Source organism: Protofrankia sp. CiP3 (assembly GCF_917627345.1).
Lineage (GTDB): Bacteria > Actinomycetota > Actinomycetes > Frankiales > Frankiaceae > Protofrankia.
Genome location: NZ_CAKJTM010000040.1, coordinates 18,728 through 40,110, shown reverse-complemented (window position 1 = coordinate 40,110; position 21,383 = coordinate 18,728). Strand labels below are relative to the sequence as shown.

General features: G+C 68.7%; 17 protein-coding genes. 9 read left to right on the top strand and 8 right to left on the bottom strand.

What is annotated here, in order from left to right:
• The first annotated feature begins 187 nt into the window (after window positions 1-187).
• From MJ797_RS15000 to MJ797_RS14990, 3 genes are all read left to right on the top strand, one after another.
• Window positions 188-1,975 (top strand): 3-hydroxyacyl-CoA dehydrogenase family protein, encoded by a 1,788-nt coding sequence (locus tag MJ797_RS15000; RefSeq protein ID WP_255738985.1) that lies wholly within the window; start codon window positions 188-190, stop codon window positions 1,973-1,975.
• 140 nt (window positions 1,976-2,115) lie between these two features.
• On the top strand, window positions 2,116-2,685 hold the full coding sequence (locus MJ797_RS14995; protein WP_239335250.1) for a DUF1232 domain-containing protein: 570 nt from the start codon (window positions 2,116-2,118) through the stop codon (window positions 2,683-2,685).
• Entirely contained in the window at window positions 2,682-2,972 is a 291-nt protein-coding gene (locus MJ797_RS14990; RefSeq protein ID WP_239335249.1) for a hypothetical protein, read from the top strand. Before MJ797_RS14995 ends, MJ797_RS14990 begins: the two co-directional genes overlap by 4 nt.
• A 265-nt stretch (window positions 2,973-3,237) precedes the next feature.
• On the opposite strand, the gene MJ797_RS14985 is transcribed toward MJ797_RS14990, so the two are convergent.
• Window positions 3,238-3,891: a sugar-binding protein gene (locus tag MJ797_RS14985; RefSeq protein WP_239335248.1), complete on the bottom strand. Its 654-nt coding sequence runs from the start codon at window positions 3,889-3,891 to the stop codon at window positions 3,238-3,240.
• Window positions 3,892-3,997: 106 nt separating this feature from the next.
• Window positions 3,998-5,335, bottom strand: a complete 1,338-nt coding sequence (ccrA, locus tag MJ797_RS14980) for a crotonyl-CoA carboxylase/reductase (RefSeq protein WP_239335247.1) — start codon at window positions 5,333-5,335, stop codon at window positions 3,998-4,000.
• Between the two features lie 160 nt (window positions 5,336-5,495).
• Here ccrA and MJ797_RS14975 point away from each other — a divergent pair, with 160 nt between their 5' ends.
• Complete coding sequence (locus MJ797_RS14975) at window positions 5,496-6,053, top strand: SigE family RNA polymerase sigma factor (RefSeq protein WP_308128324.1); 558 nt, start codon at window positions 5,496-5,498, stop codon at window positions 6,051-6,053.
• On the top strand, window positions 6,050-7,021 hold the full coding sequence (locus tag MJ797_RS14970) for a VCBS repeat-containing protein (protein WP_239335243.1): 972 nt from the start codon (window positions 6,050-6,052) through the stop codon (window positions 7,019-7,021). Before MJ797_RS14975 ends, MJ797_RS14970 begins: the two co-directional genes overlap by 4 nt.
• A 96-nt stretch (window positions 7,022-7,117) precedes the next feature.
• Here MJ797_RS14970 and mce read toward each other — a convergent pair whose 3' ends face one another.
• On the bottom strand, window positions 7,118-7,540 hold the full coding sequence (mce, locus tag MJ797_RS14965; protein WP_239335241.1) for a methylmalonyl-CoA epimerase: 423 nt from the start codon (window positions 7,538-7,540) through the stop codon (window positions 7,118-7,120).
• A 143-nt stretch (window positions 7,541-7,683) separates the two neighbouring features.
• On the opposite strand from mce, the gene MJ797_RS14960 reads away from it, so the two are divergent.
• Window positions 7,684-8,868: an acetyl-CoA C-acetyltransferase gene (locus MJ797_RS14960; RefSeq protein WP_239335239.1), complete on the top strand. Its 1,185-nt coding sequence runs from the start codon at window positions 7,684-7,686 to the stop codon at window positions 8,866-8,868.
• Window positions 8,869-8,930: 62 nt separating this feature from the next.
• A complete protein-coding gene (gene meaB, locus MJ797_RS14955) occupies window positions 8,931-9,872 on the top strand; it encodes a methylmalonyl Co-A mutase-associated GTPase MeaB (RefSeq protein ID WP_374582279.1) in 942 nt (313 codons plus the stop codon).
• A 4-nt stretch (window positions 9,873-9,876) separates the two neighbouring features.
• Here meaB and MJ797_RS14950 read toward each other — a convergent pair whose 3' ends face one another.
• Complete coding sequence (locus MJ797_RS14950; protein ID WP_239335237.1) at window positions 9,877-11,436, bottom strand: ATP-binding protein; 1,560 nt, start codon at window positions 11,434-11,436, stop codon at window positions 9,877-9,879.
• A 233-nt stretch (window positions 11,437-11,669) separates the two neighbouring features.
• Between MJ797_RS14950 and MJ797_RS14945 the strand changes: the two genes are divergently transcribed.
• Complete coding sequence (locus tag MJ797_RS14945; protein ID WP_239335235.1) at window positions 11,670-12,032, top strand: thiamine-binding protein; 363 nt, start codon at window positions 11,670-11,672, stop codon at window positions 12,030-12,032.
• A 159-nt stretch (window positions 12,033-12,191) separates the two neighbouring features.
• On the top strand, window positions 12,192-13,187 hold the full coding sequence (locus tag MJ797_RS14940) for a tetratricopeptide repeat protein (protein ID WP_239335233.1): 996 nt from the start codon (window positions 12,192-12,194) through the stop codon (window positions 13,185-13,187).
• 108 nt (window positions 13,188-13,295) lie between these two features.
• Here the strand turns inward: MJ797_RS14940 and glgB are convergent, their stop codons facing one another.
• From glgB to MJ797_RS14920, 4 genes are all read right to left on the bottom strand, one after another.
• The gene (glgB, locus tag MJ797_RS14935; RefSeq protein ID WP_239335231.1) at window positions 13,296-15,647 is read right to left on the bottom strand and encodes a 1,4-alpha-glucan branching protein GlgB; all 2,352 of its coding nucleotides are present in this window, start codon (window positions 15,645-15,647) and stop codon (window positions 13,296-13,298) included.
• A gap of 433 nt (window positions 15,648-16,080) precedes the next feature.
• Window positions 16,081-17,433, bottom strand: a complete 1,353-nt coding sequence (locus MJ797_RS14930) for a phosphotransferase (protein WP_374582277.1) — start codon at window positions 17,431-17,433, stop codon at window positions 16,081-16,083.
• 137 nt (window positions 17,434-17,570) lie between these two features.
• Window positions 17,571-19,292, bottom strand: coding sequence for a maltose alpha-D-glucosyltransferase (gene treS / locus MJ797_RS14925; RefSeq protein WP_239335227.1), 1,722 nt, complete (start codon window positions 19,290-19,292; stop codon window positions 17,571-17,573).
• Complete coding sequence (locus MJ797_RS14920) at window positions 19,289-21,274, bottom strand: alpha-1,4-glucan--maltose-1-phosphate maltosyltransferase (protein WP_239335223.1); 1,986 nt, start codon at window positions 21,272-21,274, stop codon at window positions 19,289-19,291. Before MJ797_RS14920 ends, treS begins: the two co-directional genes overlap by 4 nt.
• Between the last annotated feature and the right edge of the window lie 109 nt (window positions 21,275-21,383).

Sequence of the window (21,383 nt, the reverse complement as noted above, 5' to 3'; positions counted from 1 at the left end):
GCCTGGTGGGGGCTGAGCGGCGCGTGGGGCCGGCTGGGCGCGTGAACAGCCTGCGTATGGAGGGTGTCTCTCGCTCCGCTGACAGCTGCCGCTTCGAGCGGCGCTCGTCGGCTTGTGCGCCAAAGTTCTGGAAGTATTTCGCGCACCGGCGGCGGGCACAGGTACAGCGACGAGAGGGGTGGCCGACGTGGCTCAGGACTTCACGAAGGTCGGAGTTGTCGGGCTCGGCACCATGGGCGCGGGGATCACCGAGGTGCTGGCGCGTGCCGGCATCGAGGTGGTGGGGGTGGAGCTCGATGGCGAGACACTTGCCCGGGGGCTCGACCACATCCGGCATTCCACCGAGCGGGCGGTCAGTCGCGGCAAGCTGACCGAGGCCGACCGGGACGCCCTGTTCGACCGGATCCACGCCGGCACCGACCTGACGGCCGTGGCGCAGTGCCGGCTGGTCGTTGAGGCGGTGCCCGAGCGGATCGAGGACAAGCGGGCGGTCCTCGCGGAGCTGGACAGGCTGTGCCCGTCCGGCACGATCATCGCTACGAACACGAGCTCGCTGTCGGTCACCGAACTGGCCGCCGGCACCTCCCGGCCGTCGCGGGTGATTGGCACGCACTGGTTCAACCCGGCGCCGGTGATGGGCCTCGTGGAGATCATCCGAACGGTGGTCACCGACCCCGCCGCGCTGGAGGATCTGGAAGCGCTGGTCGCGAAGGTCGGCAAGACCGCGGTGGTCGCCGGGGACAGGGCCGGCTTCATCGCCAACGCCCTGTTGTTCGGGTACCTCAACAACGCCGTGCGGATGCTGGAGGCGCACTACGCCACCAGGGAGGACATCGACGCGGCCATGCGGCTGGGCTGCGGTCATCCGATGGGCCCACTGGCGTTGCTGGACCTCATCGGCCTCGACTCCGCCTACGAGATCCTCGATTCGATCTACCATACGTCCCGGGACCACCTGCATGCCCCGGCGCCGCTGCTCAAGCAGCTGGTCACGGCCGGGATGCTCGGCCGCAAGACCGGTCGGGGGTTCTACACCTACGCGGCGCCCGACTCCTCCCAGATCGTCGACGCCGTCACGCCGGACGCCGTGGCCTCGTCCGATTCCGGGCGATCGGGCGCGGCCGTCAGGCCGGTGCGCACGATCGGTGTCATCGGTACCGGAACCATGGCCGGCGGGATCATCGAGGTCTGCGCCCGTCACGGCTATGACGTGATCTTCCGTGCCCGGGGCGAGGAGAAGCTCGCTGGTGTCCGCAAGAACCTCGAGCGCTCCCTGGACAAGGGCGTCGCCAAGGGCAGGATCTCCTCGGACGACCGGGCCGCGACGCTGGCCCGGGTGCGGGGCACCACCGACCTTTCCGCGCTTGCCGACTGCGACCTCGTCATCGAGGCGGTCGTGGAGGACCTCGCGGTCAAGCGAGCGCTGTTCGCCGAGATCGACGCGGTCATCCGGCCCGGGGCGATCATCGCGACCACCACGTCCTCCCTGCCGGTGATCGAATGTGCGACCGCCACCTCGCGGCCCCAGGACGTGGTGGGGATGCACTGGTTCAACCCGGCCCAGGTGATGCGGCTGGTGGAGATCGTGCCGACCGTTCTGACCGCTGACGACGTCACCGCGACGGTTGCCCAGGTGGCGCGGGCGGCGGGCAAGCACCCGGTGCGCTGTGCGGACCGTGCCGGGTTCATTGTCAATGCCCTGCTGTTCCCCTATCTCAACGACGCCGTGAAGATGCTGGAGGCGCACTACGCGGACGTCGATGCCATCGACACGGCGATGAAGGTCGGCTGCGCGCATCCGATGGGGCCGTTCGAACTCGCCGACGTCGTCGGACTGGACGTGACGCTCGCCATCGTGCGCACGCTGTACCTGGAGTTCCGGGAGCCCGGTTACGCCCCGGCGCCGCTGCTCGAACACCTTGTCAAGGCTGGTTATCTCGGCCGTAAGACCCGGCGCGGCTTCCGCGTCTACTGACCCGGCGAGGGAGCGAGGGGACGGGGGAACGGTCCTGGTTGGTTCGTTTCGTCGCCTACGATGGCGCCGGACTGCATGTTTGTCTGGGCCGGGCACCGGCATGGCTGGTCTGGTCCCGCCGTCGTTTCGGAGGAAGCCACATGGTCTCGCTGGACAAGGACGCCGCGCGGGAGGTCGGCCGCGAGATCGTGACGTTCGTGCCCGATCTCGCGGTGATGCTGCGGCGGGTTCTCGTTGATCCGAGGGTGCCGCAGGCGGCCAAGATGGAGGCGGCGGCGTCGCTGGCCTATCTGGCCTCACCACGCAACCGGCTGACGAACCTGGTTCCCGTGGTGGGTCAGTTCGACGACATCGCGCTCATGGCTTTCGCGTTCCGTCGCCTGCAGCTGGGCGCGGGCGAGGCCATCCTGCGCGAGCACTGGCGTGGCAGCGACCGGACTTTCCAGATCATGATTGGTGCGTCCGCCGCGTTGTCGTCACCGCGAGGGATGATCCGGCGGGTGAAACTGGCCCGGACGCTCGCCGAGTCGACCATTGACCGGTTTGCCGGCTCCCGCCGGAGCGCCGCAGCGGGGAACGACCCGCATCGCATCGTCGAGGGTGAAGTCGTCAACCAGACGCTCGCACCCGACGCGGACCCGAGCGCGTCACGCCCCCGCACAGCGCGGTTCCGCCGCCCGCAAAGCCCGTCGGCGCCGCGGCCGCGGTGACTGGCAGACGGTCGCGGCGCGCGCGGCCGGAGCGACCGCCCAGCTCGCCCATCCTGCCCGTCGTCGGAGCCGAGACGATCGAACAACGCGCGGACGGGGACTGGATTGTGCGCCGGATCAGCGGCGCGGCCGCGCGCAAGTACTACCGCTGCCCCGGCTGCGAGCAGGAGATCCTGCCAGCCACTCCGCACGTCGTCTGCTGGCGCGACGATCACATCGCTGATCGCAGGCACTGGCACACAGCCTGCTGGACCCGTCGTGACCGGCGTATCCCGCCGGGTCTGTGAGATCGGGGGCGCAGAAGCGAGCAACATGGACTGTACGGACAATACGGCAATAAACCGCATGAAATGTACAAGCCGTATGAACGAGAGCGCCCGAGGATAGGGCGTTCGATCAGTGAGCGGCTCATCCGCGCACGGTCCGGCAAGGCGGCGGAGGAAGGCGCCCTGGTGGTGGGCGCCGACTGAGGACAACGCGGCCGGGCGGGATGCGGGGAGCCGGCCGGACAGCCCTATCCTCGGGCGCTCTTATATGAACGGCGTGGACGCTTCAGGAACGGATAGCCGCCGTGTCGTCGCCGCCTACTGGCGACGACGAGGACGAGCCGAGGTCCAGTGGGGCCATGGCCGCGGCCAGCCGGTCGCGCAGCTGACCGAGCTGGGCGGTCACCTGGTCCCGCTGCCGGCCGAGATCAGCCAGCCGGCGGCGGGACTCCTCCTCGGCCGCGGCGGCGGCGGTACGTGCCCCGGAGAGGATGTCCTCCGCTTCGGCCTGCGCCGCTGAGATCATCGCCTGAGCGGCCGCCCCGGCTTCCTGGACCATCCGCTCATGGGTCCGCCGCGCATCGGCGTGTACCCGCTCGGCCTCCTGGAGCGCGACCTCGGCCTCCCGCGTCCGCTCGGCCCGTACCGCGGCGGCCTCCTCCTCCGCGAGCTGGAGGATCTGGGTGATCCGATCGCCGAACTCCTCCCACGCGGGCCGGTTGGCTGCGAGATCATCACGTGCCGCGGCGGCTTCGGAGGCGGCCTCGGACGCCGCGGCCTCGGCGGCCGCCCGATGCGACTCCGCCTCGCGCAGCTGTTCGACGAGCCAGTTGACGTGCGCCTTGACCTGATGTGGGTCGTAACCGCGACGAACCAGATCGAAGTCCGGCGAGGCGTCCGTGCCGTCAGACATCGGGATGAGATCGGTCTGCTCGCTCATAGGACATCAGAGTGCCAGACCTGCCACCGGGAGGTGCGGTGGCAGGTCTGCCATCGGCATGGGCCAGACCGCACCCTCGCCGCTCCCGATGCCGGGATGACCGGTCCTACACGCCGCGGAATCGGTTGATCGCGGCAAGGTGACGCTCGCGGGTGGCGGCGTCGCGGACACCGAGACCTTCCTCCGGCGCGAGGCAGAGTACCCCGACCTTGCCCTGGTGGAGGTTTCGGTGAACGTCGAAGGCGGCCTGGCCGGTCTCGGCGAGCGGGTAGACACGGGACAGGGTCGGGTGGATGAGCCCCTTGGCGATCAGCCGGTTGGCCTCCCAAGCCTCGCGGTAGTTCGCGAAGTGCGAACCGACGATTTTCTTCAGGTTCATCCACAGGTAGCGGTTGTCGTAGGAGTGCATGAAGCCACTCGTGGACGCGCAGGTCGCGATCGTTCCGCCGCGCCGGGTGACGTAGACGGACGCGCCGAAGGTCTCCCGGCCGGGGTGTTCGAAGACGATGTCAGGATCCTCCCCACCGGTGAGTTGGCGGATCTTCTTGCCGAGACGTTGCCACTCCTTGGGGTTCTGGGTGTGCTCGTCGGCCCAGAATCGGTAGTCCTCGGCGGCCCGGTCGATTACCAGGTCGGCGCCCATGCGACGGACGATCTCGGCTTTCTGGGGGGAGGAGACGACGCAGACCGGGATCGCCCCGCCGTTCAGCGCCATCTGTGTGGCGTAGGAGCCGAGGCCGCCACTCGCGCCCCAGATCAGCACCACGTCGCCTTGCTTCATGTTGGCGCCGTTGTGGGAGATCAGCTGACGGTAGGCGGTGGAGTTCACCAGACCGGGGGCGGCGGCCTCCTCCCAGCTCAGGTGCGCGGGCTTCGGCATCAGCTGGTTGGCCTTGACCAGGGCAAGCTCCGCGAGCCCGCCGAAGTTGGTCTCGAAGCCCCAGATGCGCTGCTCGGGGTCGAGCATGGTGTCGTCGTGGCCTTCCGGCCGCTCCAGCTCGACCGACAGGCAGTGGGCGACCACCTCGTCGCCGGGGGACCACATGTGCACCCCGGGGCCGGTCCGCAGCACAACACCGGCGAGATCGGAGCCGACCACGTGGTAGGGCAGGTCATGGCGCTTGCCGAGCGGGGAGGACCGGCCGTAGCGTTCCAGGAAACCGAACGTCGGGAGCGGCTCGAAGATCGACGTCCAGACGGTGTTGTAGTTGATCGCGGAGGCCATCACGGCGACCAGCGCCTCACCCGGACCGAGCTCAGGGGTCGCGACCTCGTCGATGTGCAGGGAGCGCCGAGGGTCCTTGTCCCTGGACGCGAGCCCGGTGAAGAGGTTGACCTCATCCTTGCGGATCACCGCACCCCGGTAGGTCTCGGGTACGGGCAGGGCGGCGAACGCTGCCTCGGAGGTCTCGCCGACGAGAATCGCTTCGACAATTTCCTTCACGATTGGCCTCCCAAACGTCATCCGGCAATGTCGGGCAGATGCTACCGACGGGTATGCCTACAAGTCGCGCGGTTGGGGGTGTGCGCCCGCGCTGGAAGCGATACAACCTGAGAGCAACCATTAGGGGCAGGAGCGCGTCTGACTTGGCGTGACCGCGCCCATGACAGTAGTGGAGGGGTGGCGGCCCGTGCCTGCGCGGAGCGACGCCGCTCGCAGCCAGGTCGCGCGGGATGCCGACGCCGCACTGACCGCTCTGTACGCAGAACACTACCGGTCGTTGGTCCGCCTCGCCGCACTCCTGTTGGATGACGTCGGGCTGTGCGAAGAGGTTGTCCAGGACGCCTACATTCGGGTCCACGCCGCCTGGGGGCGGCTGGAGGACAGGGACAAGGCGCTTGCCTACCTGCGGCAGACGGTGGTCAACCTTGCCCGTTCAACGCTGCGGCGGCGGCTGGTGGCGCTCAAGCACGCACCCAAGCCCATGCCGGACGCGGCCAGCGCCGAGGAGGGTGCCTACACCCTGGTCGAGCGTGCCGCGGTCGTGCAGGCCCTGCGGGAGCTGCCGCGGCGGCAGCGCGAGGCCGTGGTCCTGCGCTACTACGCGGACCTTTCCGAGGCGGATGCGGCCGCGGTCATGAAGTGCAGCGTCGGGTCGGTCAAGGCGTACACGTCCCGCGGGCTGACCGCGCTCGGCAGCAAGCTGGAGGGCCTGCGGTGACCGCGCTCGAACCCGACGAGCTGCGTCGTCTCCTGACCGAGGCGGTGGAGCCGGTCCAGGCCTCCCCGGCGGGCTATCACCGGATCCGCGCCGGTGTCATTCGTCGGCGCCGTCTGCGGATGCCAATGATGACCGTCGGCGGGCTGGCGCTGGCCGGTCTGATCGGCCTTGTCTACCTGGTGATCGAACCCCGCACCTCAGCCACTCTGGTCGAGCCGGCTCGGCCTCCGCTGACCCAGACGACTCCTGACGTGACCTTGTCGCGCCGGTCCGTGACACCGCCGGGCCATGGCGGGACGGTCGGGACCGGCGCGGGGCGGCCGTCGGCGTCGGTGAGCCGATTGGAGACCGCTGCGGTGCCCACCAGCCCCGGCGGCCAGGGGGAGGAGACGCCGTCGGCGGCATCGACCAGCCGTCCGAGCGGAACGCCCAGCAACGTCCATTCTCCGGCGCTCCCGCCGCCGGTGTCCGTGCCGGCGGCGGCCGGCGATGTCGACGGTGACGGCAAGAGCGACCCGGCGACCGTGTCCGACACCACGGTCGTGGTCGCGCTCAGCCTGTTCGGGTCAACCTCGGTGACGTTCCCGGCGGTGGCGTCACCGCTGAGTGTGTCGGTCTTCGATATCGACGCCGATGGGTATGGCGAGCTGATCGTCCAGACCGACAGCAACGGCAGTACCAGGAACTTCGGTGTGGCCAAACTGACGCAGACCGGGCAGCTGCGGATCGTGAGCAACAGTCCGTTGCATGCTGGCCTCAACGGCGCCCACGGTGACGGGTTCCGTTGTGAGGCCGGGAAAGTCGTGGTCGCCGCGGGTGACCGGACCACGGACAGGATCTACCAGGTGACGTCGACGACGTGGGAGCTGATAAGCACGGGCTTCACCGCGCTCGGCTCGCCCACAAGCAGCACGGTGGACCTGGCCTCGGCACAGTCGCCCTTCACCGCCGGCTGCGGGATCGCCTGACCCGTATTTCCGCGCTGCGGAGATACGGGGACCCCAGGACCATGACCTCCATGGCCCGTTCCGTCCGGTGTTTGCCGCGCTCAGTGTCTGCTGTGCTCAGTGTTTGACAGCCTGCACCAGTTCGGTGAGGACACCGCCGGTGTCCTTCGGATGCAGGAACGCGATGCTCGCGCCCATCGAACCGTGTCTCGGTCGCTTGTCGACCAGGCGGACGCCCTGCTCGGCGATGGCGGCCAGGGCGTTCTCGACGTCGTCGACGCCGTAGCCGATGTGGTGGACGCCCTCGCCGTTGCGGGCGAGGAACTTCCCGACCGGGGAGTCCGCCCGGATCGGCTCGAGCAGCTGCACGTACGAGCCACCCGGGGCGGCGTCGGCCACGAGGAGCATGGCCTCACGGACGCCCTGCTCCTCGTTGGTCTCCGCGGCGGTCACCGTGAGCCCGAAGGTCGTCTCGTACCACGTGATGGCCTTGTCCAGATCCCGGACGGCAATGCCGACATGATCGATTCTTGTGAACATCGCGGGCTCGGCTCCCCTCTCGCGGGTATGTCTCGCGGGTATGCCGCGATGCTGCCATACCCGCACCGCGCCGCGCGGGGGGCATCTGAAGCAAGATCACGTTATTGTTGCAGAACACGCAGTCGTCTCCCGGGAGGCCATCCATGCCTGGTTCCGTCATCGTGGCCGGCGCGCGGACTCCGATCGGCAAGCTGTCCGGCGCTCTGAAGACCTTCTCCGCCGTCGAGCTCGGCGGGCTCGCGATCAAAGCCGCCCTGGCGCGCGCGGGCATTGGCGGCGAGCAGGTCAATTATGTGATCATGGGTCACGTGATCCAGGCTGGCCAGGGCCAGATCACCGCTCGGCAGGCCGCGGTCCGGGGCGGAGTCCCGATGAGCGTGCCCGCGATCACGGTGAACAAGGTCTGCCTCTCCGGTCTGGACGCGATCGCGCTGGCCGACACCTACATCGCGAGCGGCGAGTTCGACGTCGTCGTCGCCGGTGGCATGGAGTCGATGACACGCGCGCCGCACCTGTTGTCGTCCCTGCGCGAGGGCGTCCGTTACGGCAACGCCGAACTGGTGGACGCCACCGCCCACGACGCTCTGTTCTGCGCGTTCGATCAGGTGGTGATGGGGCTGGGCACCGAGCGGTACAATGCGGGGCTGGGGATCGGCCGGGCCGAGCAGGACGAGTTCGCCGCCCGCTCGCACCAGCGGGCCGCCGCCGCCATCAAGAACGGCCTGTTCGATGACGAGGTCGTCCCGGTCGAGGTACCGCAGCGGCGCGGCGATCCGGTGTCCGTCGGCCAGGACGAGGGGGTCCGCGGTGACACCACCTCCGAGTCCCTGGCGAAACTGCGTCCCGCCTTCGCCGCCGACGGCACGATCACGGCCGGTTCGGCGTCACAGATCTCTGACGGCGCGGCGGCGGTCGTCGTCATGAGCCGGGCGAAGGCCGCCGAGCTCGGGCTGCCGGTGCTCGCCGAGGTCGGCCACCACGGCTTCGTCGCCGGCCCGGACACCTCGCTGCAGGTGCAGCCGGCCAACGCGATCTCGGCGGCGCTGCGCAAGGAGGGCCTGACCCCCGCGGATGTAGATCTTTATGAGATCAACGAAGCGTTCGCCGCGGTGGGCATCCAGGCCATGCGCGATCTTGGTATTGGCCCGGAGATCACCAACGTCAACGGTGGCGCGATCGCCCTCGGCCATCCGGTCGGCATGTCCGGTACCCGGATCGCCCTCACGCTCGCCCTTGAGCTGCGTCGCCGCGGCGGCGGTACCGGCGCCGCCGGACTGTGCGGCGGCGGTGGTCAGGGAGATGCCCTCATCCTGCGCGTCCCGGCGTGATCCCGGCTTCGGCGCCAGCGGTCCCGGCCCCGGCCCGGCCGCGTACCGCCTCCGCCGCCGATCTGGTGGATGCGGCGGCCGCCGGTAATCCGCGGGCGGTCGCGCGGTTGATCTCGTTGGTCGAGGATGCGGCCGGGCAGCTCCGGGAAATCATGGCCCTGCTCGCGCCACGAGCCGGCCACGCACAGGTGATCGGCCTTACCGGCTCCCCCGGGGTGGGCAAGTCGACCTCGACGTCCGCGCTCGTGGCCGCGTTTCGAGCGCGCGGCCTGCGGGTCGGCGTGCTGGCCATCGACCCGTCGTCGCCGTTCACCGGTGGCGCGCTGCTCGGCGACCGGGTGCGGATGCAGGAGCATGCCACCGATCCGGGGGTCTACATCCGGTCACTGGCCTCACGTGGGCAGCTGGGCGGGCTGTCCTGGGCGGCTCCACAGGCGTTGCGGGTGCTCGACGCGGCTGGTTTCGACGTGGTGCTCGTCGAGACGGTGGGGGTGGGCCAGGCCGAGGTCGACATCGCGTCGCTGGCCGACTGCACGCTGGTGCTGCTGGCGCCGGGGATGGGTGACGGCGTCCAGGCCGCGAAGGCCGGCATCCTTGAGATCGCCGACATCCTCGTGGTCAACAAGGCTGACCGCGACGGCGCGGAACACACGTACCGTGAGCTCAAGAACATGATTGCGCTTACCGGACCGGCGGCCTCCGGGCAGGAGTGGCGGCCGCCGGTCCGCAAGACCGTGGCCGCACGCGGAGAGGGCATCGCCGAGGTGGTGGCGGCGATCGCTGATCATCGTGCCTGGATGGTCGGACACGGCGTCCTTGATGCCCGCCGCCGGCGGCGGGCCGCTGACGAGATCGAGCAGATCGCGCTCACCGCGCTTCGGCGGCGCATGGGTGACCTGCGCGGCGGCGACCTGATCGATGGCCTCGCCGCGCAGGTCACCGCTGGCCGGATAGATCCCTACACGGCCGCCGACCGGGTCGTCGCCGCCCTGGGAACGGGCTGAGGGCTCAGCGCGCCGGGTCCGCGGCGGTGAGGTGACCAGCCGCGGCGATTATCGCGGCGACGTCCAGGGGCGCTCCCACCACGGCCACGGCGCCAGCCTGCCGTAGCCGCACGAGCTCCCGTGGGTCGTCGTCCATGGTGAGCACGACCGCGGGTATCCGTCCCGCCCGAGGGTCCGCCGCGAGCGTTCTGAGCAGGTCTTCGGCGCTGCTGTCCGGTAGCTCCCTGTCCAGCAGCACCAGCGCCGGCCGGGCCCGCCGGACGGCGTCGAGGGCGAGAGCGGCCCGCGGCACCGTGACGGTGTCCGCGCCGAGGGAGTTGCGCAGTACATGGGTGACCATTGTTCTGGTCGCGGGATCACCGCTGATGTGCACGACGCGGAGATGGCCGGCGGGCCGCGACGCCGAGCCCGCTCGTGCGGCCGGGACGGCCGGCACCGGAGCGAATCCGTCGTAATCGTCGTGCCCGTGCCCGTGCCGCCCGTATTCGTATCCGTCGAAGTCGTCATCGCTGTCGAAGCGGACGTCGATGGTGTCCAGAACGACCGCGAAGACGCTGCCCACCCCGAAACGGCTTGCCGCGGTCAGGACACCACCCATCGCGGTTACCAGCGCGTGTGACAGCGCAAGGCCCAGTCCACTGCCCTCGACGCCGGTTCGTTCGGCTCCGAGGCGCTCAAACGGCCGGAACAACCGGTCCATGGCTTCGGGCGGGAGGCCGTTGCCGTCGTCCTCGACCTCGATCCGGACCCGGGCTCCGGTGACGGGAACGATACCCACCCGCAGGGTGCCGCCCTCCCGCCCGTACTTCAACGCGTTGCCGACCAGGTTGAGCAGGACCTGCCACAGCCTGCGGCGGTCAGCGTCGGCGACCAGCGGCTCGGCTGGCGAGATGACACGGCGGATGCCGCGTTGTTCCGCGAGCGGTTCGACCAGCTCGACGACGCCCTGGACGATTTCCAGGACGTTGACGGGCCCCTTGTTGATGTCCCCGCGCCCGGCCCGCAGCCGGGCCAGATCCAGTACGTCGTCGATGAGGGCCTGCATGTGCCTGCCGCCGGTGATGATGCGCTCCACGTCCTCGTGCAGCTCCGCTGGCAGTGGTTCGAGCTCCAGCAGCTGGGCGAAGCCCAGCACCGCGTTGAGCGGGGTGCGCAGTTCGTGGCCGAGCCGTGCGATGAACTCGTCTGTGGCCCGGGACTCCCGTTCGGCCGCCTCCCGGGCACGGATGTCCTCGGTGTCATTCGCGACGATCACTATTGCGCCGGACGGGTCGACCCGTACCGACACCAGATACGGCGCCACGTTGCCCGCGGCGTCAACGAGGTCGACGCTTCCGCGCCACTGCCCGGCGCGGGCCAGCGCCCGCGGCACGACGTCGCGCAGCCGGACCTGTGACGAGGGCTCGACCAGATCGGCCAGGTCTTTGAGGTGGACCGGCTCCGCGCCGGCCAGTCGTTCACCGAGAAAGGTTCTGGCCGCGGCGCCGGCATCGAGCACACGACCGTCCGCACCGACCACCACCACCAGGCTGGTCAGCGCGTCGAGGAGGGTCCGTGGAACCACCTATGCCTCGTCGCCCCGTGTTTTCCACTCCACGGCGGGCAATGGTAGGGCGTGCCGTCAGGGAGCGTTGTCCCGGGTTTGGTTGAAGCCTCGGTTGTGCCGTCCGTGGATTTATGATGTCGCGGACCGTAGCATTTTTCTGGCGGAGTGGCCAGTGGGAGATCATGGTTTTCGTGGCGTGCCCAACGCACCCGGGCGACTGGCCCCCGCGGGCCGCGTGGTAGGTGTGAGCCATGCTTGTGGCGTTCAGCGTGACACCGATCGGGACGGGTGAGGATGTCGGCGGCCTGGTCGCCGAAGCCGTGCGGGTAGTGCGTGCCAGTGGCCTGCCCAACGAGACGACCGCGATGTTCACCACGGTCGAGGGGGAGTGGGAGGAGGTCATGCCTGTCGTGCGACGAGCGGTGGACGCGGTTGCCGCCGGATCCGGCCGGGTCAGCCTCGTGCTCAAGGCCGACATCCGTCCCGGGGTCACGGACGCGCTGCGGGCGAAGGTCGCTTCGATCGAGCAGCGGCTGGCCGAGCCTGGCCCCGCCGATGCCCCGACGGGTCTCCCGCGTCCCCCAGGGGCTCCGGGCGGGCGGCGGGGAACATGACTATCTGTCCCAGGGTTCTTGCCTGATCGGTGGAGCCGGTCCGGCGTGCCCGGGTCTACTGGGATCACGACATGCACGCATCGTAGGCGCCTGCCACGTAGGCCATGTCCGGTTTCGCTGTTCAGATGCAACGATGGAGCCATGCCACGGAGGTCAACCATGTCACCTGGGTCCCGTTCGTCACGATCAGTACCGCCGGGGTCGAGAAACGCAGCGGCCGGGGATCCACGGCTTCCCAGCGAGCTCGCCAGTCTCCGCTTTGCCGGCGCGGTCCCGCTCGACCCCAAACCCGCGCCGTCGCGATCCTCGGCGGGCGCCGCGAGCACCCGGCCCGGCCCGGCCCGCGCCGGGTCCGCGGGGCAGCCCGTCGTCCTGGACGTCACCGAGGCGACGTTCGAGACCGAGGTCCTGCAACGGTCTTTGCAGACCCCGGTGGTGGTCGATTTCTGGGCGGCGTGGTGCGGCCCGTGCAAGCAGCTCAGCCCCGTACTCGAGCGGCTGGCCGAGGCCGACGGCGGGCGCTGGGTGCTCGCGAAGGTCGATGTGGACGCGAACCCGCAGCTTGCCCAGGCCGCCGGCGTCCAGGGGATCCCCGCGGTCAAGGCGGTCGTCGGTGGCCGGATCATCGGTGAGTTCACCGGCGCGGTTCCCGAGCCCGAGGTCCGGGCGTGGCTTGACCAGCTGCTGGCACTTGTCGACGAGGCGGCCGCGGGCCTGGCGGGCGGGCCGGCGGAGGCCGCAGCGGACGCGCACCACAGCGCCGCTGAGGAGGCGCTGGCCAAGGGCGATCTCGACGCCGCGGCCGACGCCTACCGCAGCCGGCTGGCCGAGGCCCCCGGCGACGCGGATGCGACGCTCGGGCTCGCCCGGGTCGGGCTTTTCCAGCGGGTGGCCACGATCGACGTCACCGGGTTGCGCGCCCGGCTGTCGGCTGACCCCGACGATGTCGAGGCGGCCATCATGCTGGCCGACGTCCTGGTTGCGAAGGGCGAGGTCGAAACGGGCCTGACCCGGCTTGTCGGCGTTGTCCGGCGGACCGTGGGCGACGAGCGGGAACGTGCGCGAGCACATCTGGTCAGCCTGTTCGAGGCACTGGGCGATTCCGAGCCGGCCGTCGTGCCCGCGCGCCGCGCGCTGTCAGCCGCCCTCTTCTGATCATTGAGGATGTGGGCGTTGCCAGCTTCCGCCTGCCATTTGTGACAGCTCCGCCGCGTTGGGTGGCGTGGCGGAGCTGTCCGTACCCGGCCGGTCGCTTCTCCCCGGTCAGCTCTGGCCGTTCTGGCCGTTCTGGCCGTCGCACTCGTAGGCCAGCCAGAGGGTGGCCAGCGCGGGCAGGGTCAACCGCACGGATGCGGGCTGGCCATGATGGGCGGCATCGATGGCGACCACCGAGCCCAGGTTCCCCAGACCGCTGCCCACGTAGTCGGTGGCGTCGGTGTTGAGGACCTCGCGCCAGCGGCCGGTGAACGGCAGGCCGAGCTGGTAGCTGGAATGCGGCACACCCGCGAAGTTCGTGACGCAGGCGAGCACCGTACCGGCCGGCCGGCCGGCGGATGTCGAGCCGCCGCCAGCCCAGCGGAGGAATGAGAACACGTTGTTCTCGGCGTCGTTGGCGTCGATCCAGGAGAACCCCTCAGGAGAGGTGTCCCGTTCCCACAGGGCGGGTGTGGCACGGTAGATCCGGTTGAGATCGGTCACCAGCGTGGACACGCCGCGGTGACAGGCGTCATCAAGGTGCCACCAGCCCAGCGAGCGCGCCTCCGACCACTCGGCCTCCTGGGCGAACTCGCCACCCATGAACAGCAGCTGCTTGCCCGGGTGCGCCCACATGTACCCGTAGAGCGCACGCAGGCTGGCAAGCTGCTGCCAGCGGTCACCGGGCATCTTCTGGAGCAGGGAGCCCTTCCCGTGCACCACCTCGTCATGGCTGAGCGGCAGGACGAAGTTCTCCGAGTAGGCGTACATCATGGAGAAGGTCATCTGGTGATGGTGGTAGGCACGGAACACCGGTGCCCGCGAAAGGTAGTCCAGCGTGTCGTGCATCCAGCCCATGTTCCATTTGAAGCCGAAACCCAGGCCACCGAGATGGGTCGGCCGGGTGACACCGGGCCAGGCCGTCGACTCCTCGGCAATCATGACTGCGCCCGGGACACGCCGGTAGACCGTGGCGTTGGTCTCCTGGAGGAAGGACACGGCTTCCAGATTCTCCCGGCCACCGTAGATATTGGCCACCCAGCCGTCGGCGGGCCTGGAGTAGTCGAGGTAGAGCATGGACGCGACAGCGTCGACCCGCAGCCCGTCTATGTGGAATTCCTCGAACCAGTACACGGCGTTCGCGACCAGGAAGTTGCGTACCTCGGGCCGCCCGAAGTCGAAGACGTAGGTTCCCCAGTCGGGCTGTTCGCCGCGCCGCGGATCGGGATGCTCGTACAGCGGTGTGCCGTCGAAGCGGCCCAGCGCCCAGACGTCGCGGGGGAAGTGCGCGGGAACCCAGTCCATGATGACGCCGATGCCGGCCTGGTGCAGCTGGTCGACGAGATGGCGGAAGTCGTCGGGGTCACCGAAGCGCGACGTCGGAGCATAGTAGGCGGACACCTGGTAGCCCCACGAGCCGCCGAAGGGATGCTCAGCGACCGGGAGCAGCTCGACGTGGGTGAACCCCAGCTCCCGCACGTGGCCCACGAGCTCGTCGGCGAGTTCCCGGTAGGACAGTCCCTTGCGCCACGACCCCAGGTGCACCTCGTAGACTGACATCGGCGCGGCGTGCCACGGGGTCTCGCGGCGGCGCGTGAGCCATGCCTGATCGCCCCAGGTGTAGTCGGACTCGAAGACGATGCTCGCCGTGGCCGGTGGGTTCTCGGTGTGCAGCGCGAGGGGATCGGCCTTCTGCCGCCAGACACCGTCGAAACCGAGGATCTCGTACTTGTAGCGGCAGCCGCCGCCGATACCGGGCACGAACAGCTCCCACACGCCTGCCGCCCCCAGCGAGCGCATCGGGTAGGCGCGGCCGTCCCAGAAGTCGAAGTCACCCACGACCCGGACGCCCCGCGCGTTCGGCGCCCACACGGCGAAACCGACTCCGTTGATCTCACCGGCCGCGCCCGGGTAGCACCGTACCCGCGCGCCGAGTGCCTTCCAGAGCTGCTCGTGGCGGCCCTCACCGATGAGATGGCGGTCCATCTCCCCGAGCGTCGGCAGGTAGCGGTAGGGATCGTCGACGACGTGGGTGGCGTCGCAGTAGCCGACCTCGAGGCGGTAGTCGGGGACTGTGCCGGTAGGCAGCGCCACGGCGAACACCCCGCCGCTGTGCAGCCGGGCACATTCGTAGCGTTCACCTTCGGTGAGGACGACGACGCTCACCGCGTCCGGCCGCAGCGCCCGCACGATCGTATAGTCGCCACGGGGATGGGCGCCGAGGATACTGTGCGGATCATGATGCGCGCCGCTCACGAGCCGGTCAAGATCGTCATTCTCGGCGAGCAGGGACAGGACGGGACACTCCTGCTGCGCAGCTGTTGCGACGCGCGGGGAGCGGGTACTGGTGGACTCGCTATCGGAAAGATCGTGCGGGTGGTCCTGGCCAGGACCACCCGCCGCGTCGTCGGTGTCAATCATGGACAACACGCCATCCTTAGAGGCTCCGGCAATAGGACTGTCCGGCTCGCGGCGTCCAGGCGGCGCCTCGCGTCGTTGTCGTCGGTCGACGCCCAACACAGGGCGCCTCCCTCCGCCGCCTCGCGATCCATCCGCCCGGCCGCCGCTCCCTGATCGAACGTCCTGTTGCCGGAGCCTCTAGAAGGCTCTGGCAACAGGACTGTCCGGTTCGCGCCGCCCGGGCGGCGCCTCGCATCATCGCTTCCCATCCATACGCCGCGCGATGCACGGGGTACCCCGGCTCGTCGGTCGATGCCCAGCACAGGGCGCCTGCCTCCGCCGCCTCGCGACGTATCCGCCTGGCAGCCGGCATGCCCCGACGGACCTGCCGGATCGGCTTCGCCAGTCCGGCAGGAGCCCCGACGTCCGGCGGCGGCCACCTGGTCAACGGCAGTCACCCGCTCGTGGCCGTCAGCCGCTCGACCGAGCTGAGCGGAATCGGCAGCCACGACGGCCGGTGCCGTGCCTCGTAGACGACTTCGTACACGGCCTTGTCGAGCTCGAAGGCCCGCAGCAGAACGGCATCCTCACGCGGGTCGTACCCGCCGCTGCCGGCGTACCCGGCGCAGAAGGCGTCACGGTTACGCGTTGCCCATTCCTGCGCGCGGTAGCTCAGCGCGGACTCGCCCTCCCGTTCCAGCAGCATCGACTGGGCCGCATAGTCGAACGACCGGAGCATACCGGCGATATCACGATGAACGGGCTGCAGCGCTGTGCGGTCGGCAACCGGACGTGCTGGTTCTCCCTCGAAGTCGAACAGCACCCACCCCGAGTCAACCCGCAGGACCTGGCCCAGATGGTAGTCCCCGTGAATACGTTGCAGGTTGACCGAGCGCCCGCGATGGGCGAGTTCGTCGAACGACCTGCGCAGCCCGGCTTCAAAAGATCGTAGTTCCGCCACGGCGTCGATCGCGCTGTCCAACCGGCTGTGCATGCGTGCCGCTTCCGCCCGGACGCTCCCGGCGTCGCTGACCGCGCTGGGCAGCGTTTCCGCGAGCAGGCTGTGTACCTGCGCGGTGGCGGCGCCGAGCCGTTCGGACTCGGCGGCGAAGTCACCGCCGACCTCGTCGGCGTGCAGGTCCGCTTCGGCGTAGAGGTCACGGACGCTGGCGAGGGCGAGCCGCCAGCCCTCGGTGCCGCTACGCAGAAATTCCTGCATGAACGCGAACGTGGTGGTGACACCGTCGAGGATGCCGTCCAGCCAGGAGACCGGACGGGCCACGTGCGGGCTGCCGGCGTCGGCGAGCATGCGGGTGATCTCCAGATCCGGGTTGCTCCCGGCCCACAGGCGCCGGAAGACCTTCAGGATGTAGGCATCGCCGTAGACGATCGAGGTGTTGGACTGCTCGGCCCCCACCGCGTGGGCGGGCAAGGCAGCCAGCTCCTCCAGCGTGTACGGCACGAGATCGCCGTGTGGCTCGCGGCCCTGGATGAACGCCAGCAGGGCGGCGCTGCCGTCCGGGTCGTGCAGGCCGTCGTACACCAGCCCGTCCGCGGACTTCCCGAGCAGGAAGCTCTCGTGCCCGTAGGGCGCGTCCGGTCTCGTCACCAGCGGTACCTGGTAGCGATCGATCAGGCCGTGATCGGCATAGCGGACTTCGATGACAAGATGCCGGAGCAGCGCGGACAGCCGCACATCCTGGATGACGCGCAGACCGCCCCAGGCCCGCCCCTTGCCGGCGAACCAGCGCTGCCGTGGCAGCCAGGAGGTCAGCAGGCCGACCAGGTCAGAATCGTCGCCCGCCATCATCGCTCTCCCGTGCGTCATCGCCGGCCCCCGCGGAGCGGCCAGAGCCCGCGGAGCCGCCGGCCGCGCACAGGGAACAGATCGCGCGTCCGGAGCTCCGGCGGACATCCATTTTGTCGACCTTACGTGCTGGTCCGTCAGGGGGTGAATGCCCCCGGCTGGGTGAGCGCGAACCAGTAATGCCCGTGTCCGGGCAAGGTCAGCAGATACGGCAGCTCGCCGATCGGCGGGAAGCGCACGCCGCCCAGCAACTCGACGGGAACCAGCCCGATGAACCTGCGCAGATCAAGTTCGACTGGCTGCGCGAAACGAGAGAGGTTGGCCACGCACAGCACCCGGTCGTCACCGAACTCCCGCACAAAGGCAAAGACGGACGGATTGGACGCGGGCAGCTCCTCATAGCTGCCGAGGCCGAAGACGGGATGCCTCTTCCGCACTTCGATCATGCGCCGTGTCCAGGAGAGAAAGGACGTCGGCATCCGCTGCTCGGCCTCGACGTTGAGCGCCTGGTAGCCGTAGACCGGATCCATGATGGGCGGCAGGTAGAGCCGGGCCGGATCGCCGGTCGAAAAACCGGCGTTGCGGTCCGGTGACCACTGCATCGGAGTCCGGACACCGTCGCGGTCGCCCAGGTAGATGTTGTCGCCCATGCCGATCTCGTCGCCGTAGTAGATGACAGGCGAGCCCGGTAGCGACAGCAGCAGCGCGGTGAAGAGCTCCATCTGGTCACGGCTGTTGTCCAGCAGCGGCGCGAGCCGCCGGCGTATCCCGATGTTCGCCTTCATACGCGGGTCCTTCGCGTACTCGGCGTACATGTAGTCGCGTTCCTCGTCGGTGACCATTTCCAGGGTCAGCTCGTCGTGGTTGCGCAGGAATATCCCCCACTGGCAGTTCGGCGGGATCTCCGGCGTCTGCGCGAGGATTTCTGAAATCGGATAGCGGGATTCCCGGCGGACTGCCATGAAGATACGCGGCATCAATGGGAAGTGGAATGCCATGTGGCACTCGTCGTCGTTACCGAAGTACTCGACCACGTCCGAGGGCCACTGGTTCGCCTCGGCCAGCAGGACCCGGTCGGCATATTTCGCGTCCACCTCCTTGCGGATCCGCCGCAGATACTCATGAGTATCGGGGAGGTTTTCGCCGTTTGTCCCCTCCCGTACGTAGAGGTAGGGGACCGCGTCCAGGCGGAATCCATCGATCCCGAGATCCAGCCAGAACCGGAGGACCTCGAGCATCGCCTCCTGGACATCCGGGTTGTCATAGTTCAGATCGGGCTGGTGGGAGAAGAAGCGGTGCCAGTAGTACTGCCCGCGCACCGGGTCCCAGGTCCAGTTCGACTTCTCCGTGTCGACGAAGATTATCCGCGCGTCCGGGAACTTCTCGTCCGTGTCCGACCATACGTAGAAGTTGCCGTAGGGGCCGTCCGGGTCGGTGCGGGACGACTGGAACCAGGGGTGCTGATCGGATGTGTGGTTCATGACCAGGTCCGCGATGATCCTGATGCCGCGCCGGTGGGCCTCGTCCACCAGCGTGACGAAGTCCCCGAGGTCGCCGAACTCGGGCAGGATGCGGAAATAGTCGGCGATGTCGTAGCCGCCGTCCCGCAACGGTGAGTCGTAGATCGGCAACAGCCACAGGCAGTCGACCCCGAGCCAGCTCAGATAGTCGAGCTTGCCGGTGACCCCGCGAAGGTCGCCGGTGCCGTCGCCGTTGGAATCGGCAAAACCACGGATGAGGACCTCGTAGAACACCGCCCGCTTGAACCACAGCGGGTCACGGGAAAGCTCCTCGGCGCTGCTGCTCGAAGCCGTGCCGCCAGCGGCTGCGCTGCCGGCACGGGAGCCGTTGTCATTCATCCTCGGCGCCGGATGGTGAAGATATGGGCTGGTTCCGTCGCCGGATCCAGTCGGACGTAGTTCTCGTGCCCCCACCTGTAGTTCGCCCCGCTGATCTCGTCGTGAATATCGAATGTGTCCCACCACTCGAGGCCGAGGGCGGGCATGTCGAGACGAACGGTCGTCTCCCGGGCATTATGGGCGTCAAGGTTGACGACGACCAGGACACGGTCGTCGTCCGGTGCCTGCCCAGTCCGCTTGGAAAAGACCATGATTTCGTCGCCGTCCGCGTGGTGAAAGCGGAGGTTGCGCAGCCAGTGCATGGCCGGATGTTCCTGCCGTATCCGGTTCAGCATGGTCAGATATGGTGCCAGTGAACGTCGGGCGGCTTCGGCGCCGGCCCAGTCCCGAGGCCGGTACTGATATTTCTCGGAGTGCAGGTAGTCTTCGCCGCCGGCCCGGAGGGGAATGTTCTCGAAGAGTTCGTACCCCGCATAGACCCCCCACGCCGGGGAAAGCATCGAAGCCAGCACAGCGCGAATCTTGAAAGCTGCCTCACCGCCGTCCTGTAGATACCCCGGCAGAATGTCGGGGGTGTTGACGAAGAAATTTGGCCGCATGTAGTGCGCGGTCGTCAGCAGTTCCCGCCCATAGGCCTCCAGCTCGGCCTTTGTGTTGCGCCAGGTGAAGTAGGTGTAGGACTGGGCGAAGCCCACCTTGGCAAGCGCCCGCATCATGTGCGGCCGGGTGAACGCCTCGGACAGGAACAGTACGTCCGGTTCGGTCGACTTCACTTCGGCTATGAGCCACTCCCAGAACTGGACCGGCTTGGTGTGGGGATTGTCGACCCGGAAGATCCGCACGCCGTGCGAGGTCCAGTACCTGACCACACGAAGCACCTCGTGGTAAAGCCCGACCGGATCGTTGTCGAAGTTGAGCGGGTAGATGTCCTGGTATTTTTTCGGCGGATTCTCCGCATAGGCGATGGAGCCGTCGCTCTTCATAGTGAACCATTCCGGGTGCTGCTTCGCCCACGGGTGGTCCGGTGCGCACTGCAGAGCGAGGTCGAGAGCGATCTCCATACCCAGTGCCCGGGTCTGGGCGACGAACTCGTCGAAGTCCTCGATCGTGCCCAGCGCCGGGTGGACGGCATCGTGGCCACCGCTCTCGCTGCCGATCGCCCAGGGCGAGCCGGGATCGTCGGGACCCGCGACGAGGGTGTTGTCCGGGCCCTTGCGGTTGACCTCCCCGATGGGATGGATCGGTGGCAGGTAGACCACGTCGAAGCCCATCGCGGCGACGGCGGGCAACCGCCGCGCCGCGGTCGCGAAGGTTCCTGAGCGTGGCGGATCCAGACTCGCCCCTTCGGAGCGCGGAAAGAACTCGTACCAGCTCCCGAACAGCGCTCGGGGACGGTCCACCCAGACCCGGTAGAACGGTGAACGGGTGACGAGCTCTCGCAGCGGGCACCGGTCAAGCAGGGCGACCAGCGCCGGGTCGCATGCCGCGGCTATCCGCTCGCGCGGGTGGGTGAGAGCATCATCACGTAACGCGTTGACAGCTCGCTGGATGTCCGCGCGGCGGCCTTCGGGGACCCCCGGCAGCGCGCGGAGCAACAGCCGGGCCCCGTCTTCGAAGTCGACCGCCAGCTCGTCCAGGCTCTGGCCAGCAGCCGTTTTGATCTCAACGGCATGCCGCCAGGTCGCCACGGGGTCGGCCCACGCCTCGATCCGGAAGCCCCACAGGCCTTCTGAATCAACCTGTACCTCGGCCTCGTAGCGGTCGGTTCCCGCGTCGACCGACCGCATCCTCGTGAACGGGGTGCCGCGGCCATCCGGACCTGACAGCGCCACGTTGGCGCCGATCAGGTCGTGCCCATCCCGAAACACCGTCGCGGTGACGGTGAGGATCTCACCCTCTACCGCCCGCGACGGCCACTGTCCACACGATACGGCGGGGCTGATGTCAGAGATGACAACCCGGCCTATTGAGCGTCCGATCATCGCCGCGACCTTATCGAGGGGAACCACCCCTAGATACTCCGCCTCTTTTGTACCGGCTGGTGGCACCCCAACGTGAACAGCGTGGGGCCACTGGGTGGGGTTGTGTTGG

Bases quoted from the DNA above. Each gene is read 5' to 3' on its own strand.
- MJ797_RS14995 (WP_239335250.1), top strand. From the start codon at position 2,116: ATGGTCTCGCTGGACAAGGACGCCGCGCGGGAGGTCGGCCGCGAGATC.
- MJ797_RS14985 (WP_239335248.1), bottom strand. From the start codon at position 3,891: ATGAGCGAGCAGACCGATCTCATCCCGATGTCTGACGGCACGGACGCC.
- MJ797_RS14975 (WP_308128324.1), top strand. From the start codon at position 5,496: ATGACAGTAGTGGAGGGGTGGCGGCCCGTGCCTGCGCGGAGCGACGCC.
- mce (WP_239335241.1), bottom strand. From the start codon at position 7,540: ATGTTCACAAGAATCGATCATGTCGGCATTGCCGTCCGGGATCTGGAC.
- MJ797_RS14960 (WP_239335239.1), top strand. From the start codon at position 7,684: ATGCCTGGTTCCGTCATCGTGGCCGGCGCGCGGACTCCGATCGGCAAG.
- MJ797_RS14945 (WP_239335235.1), top strand. From the start codon at position 11,670: ATGCTTGTGGCGTTCAGCGTGACACCGATCGGGACGGGTGAGGATGTC.
- MJ797_RS14940 (WP_239335233.1), top strand. From the start codon at position 12,192: ATGTCACCTGGGTCCCGTTCGTCACGATCAGTACCGCCGGGGTCGAGA.
- glgB (WP_239335231.1), bottom strand. From the start codon at position 15,647: ATGATTGACACCGACGACGCGGCGGGTGGTCCTGGCCAGGACCACCCG.
- MJ797_RS14930 (WP_374582277.1), bottom strand. From the start codon at position 17,433: ATGGCGGGCGACGATTCTGACCTGGTCGGCCTGCTGACCTCCTGGCTG.
- treS (WP_239335227.1), bottom strand. From the start codon at position 19,292: ATGAATGACAACGGCTCCCGTGCCGGCAGCGCAGCCGCTGGCGGCACG.
- MJ797_RS14920 (WP_239335223.1), bottom strand. From the start codon at position 21,274: ATGATCGGACGCTCAATAGGCCGGGTTGTCATCTCTGACATCAGCCCC.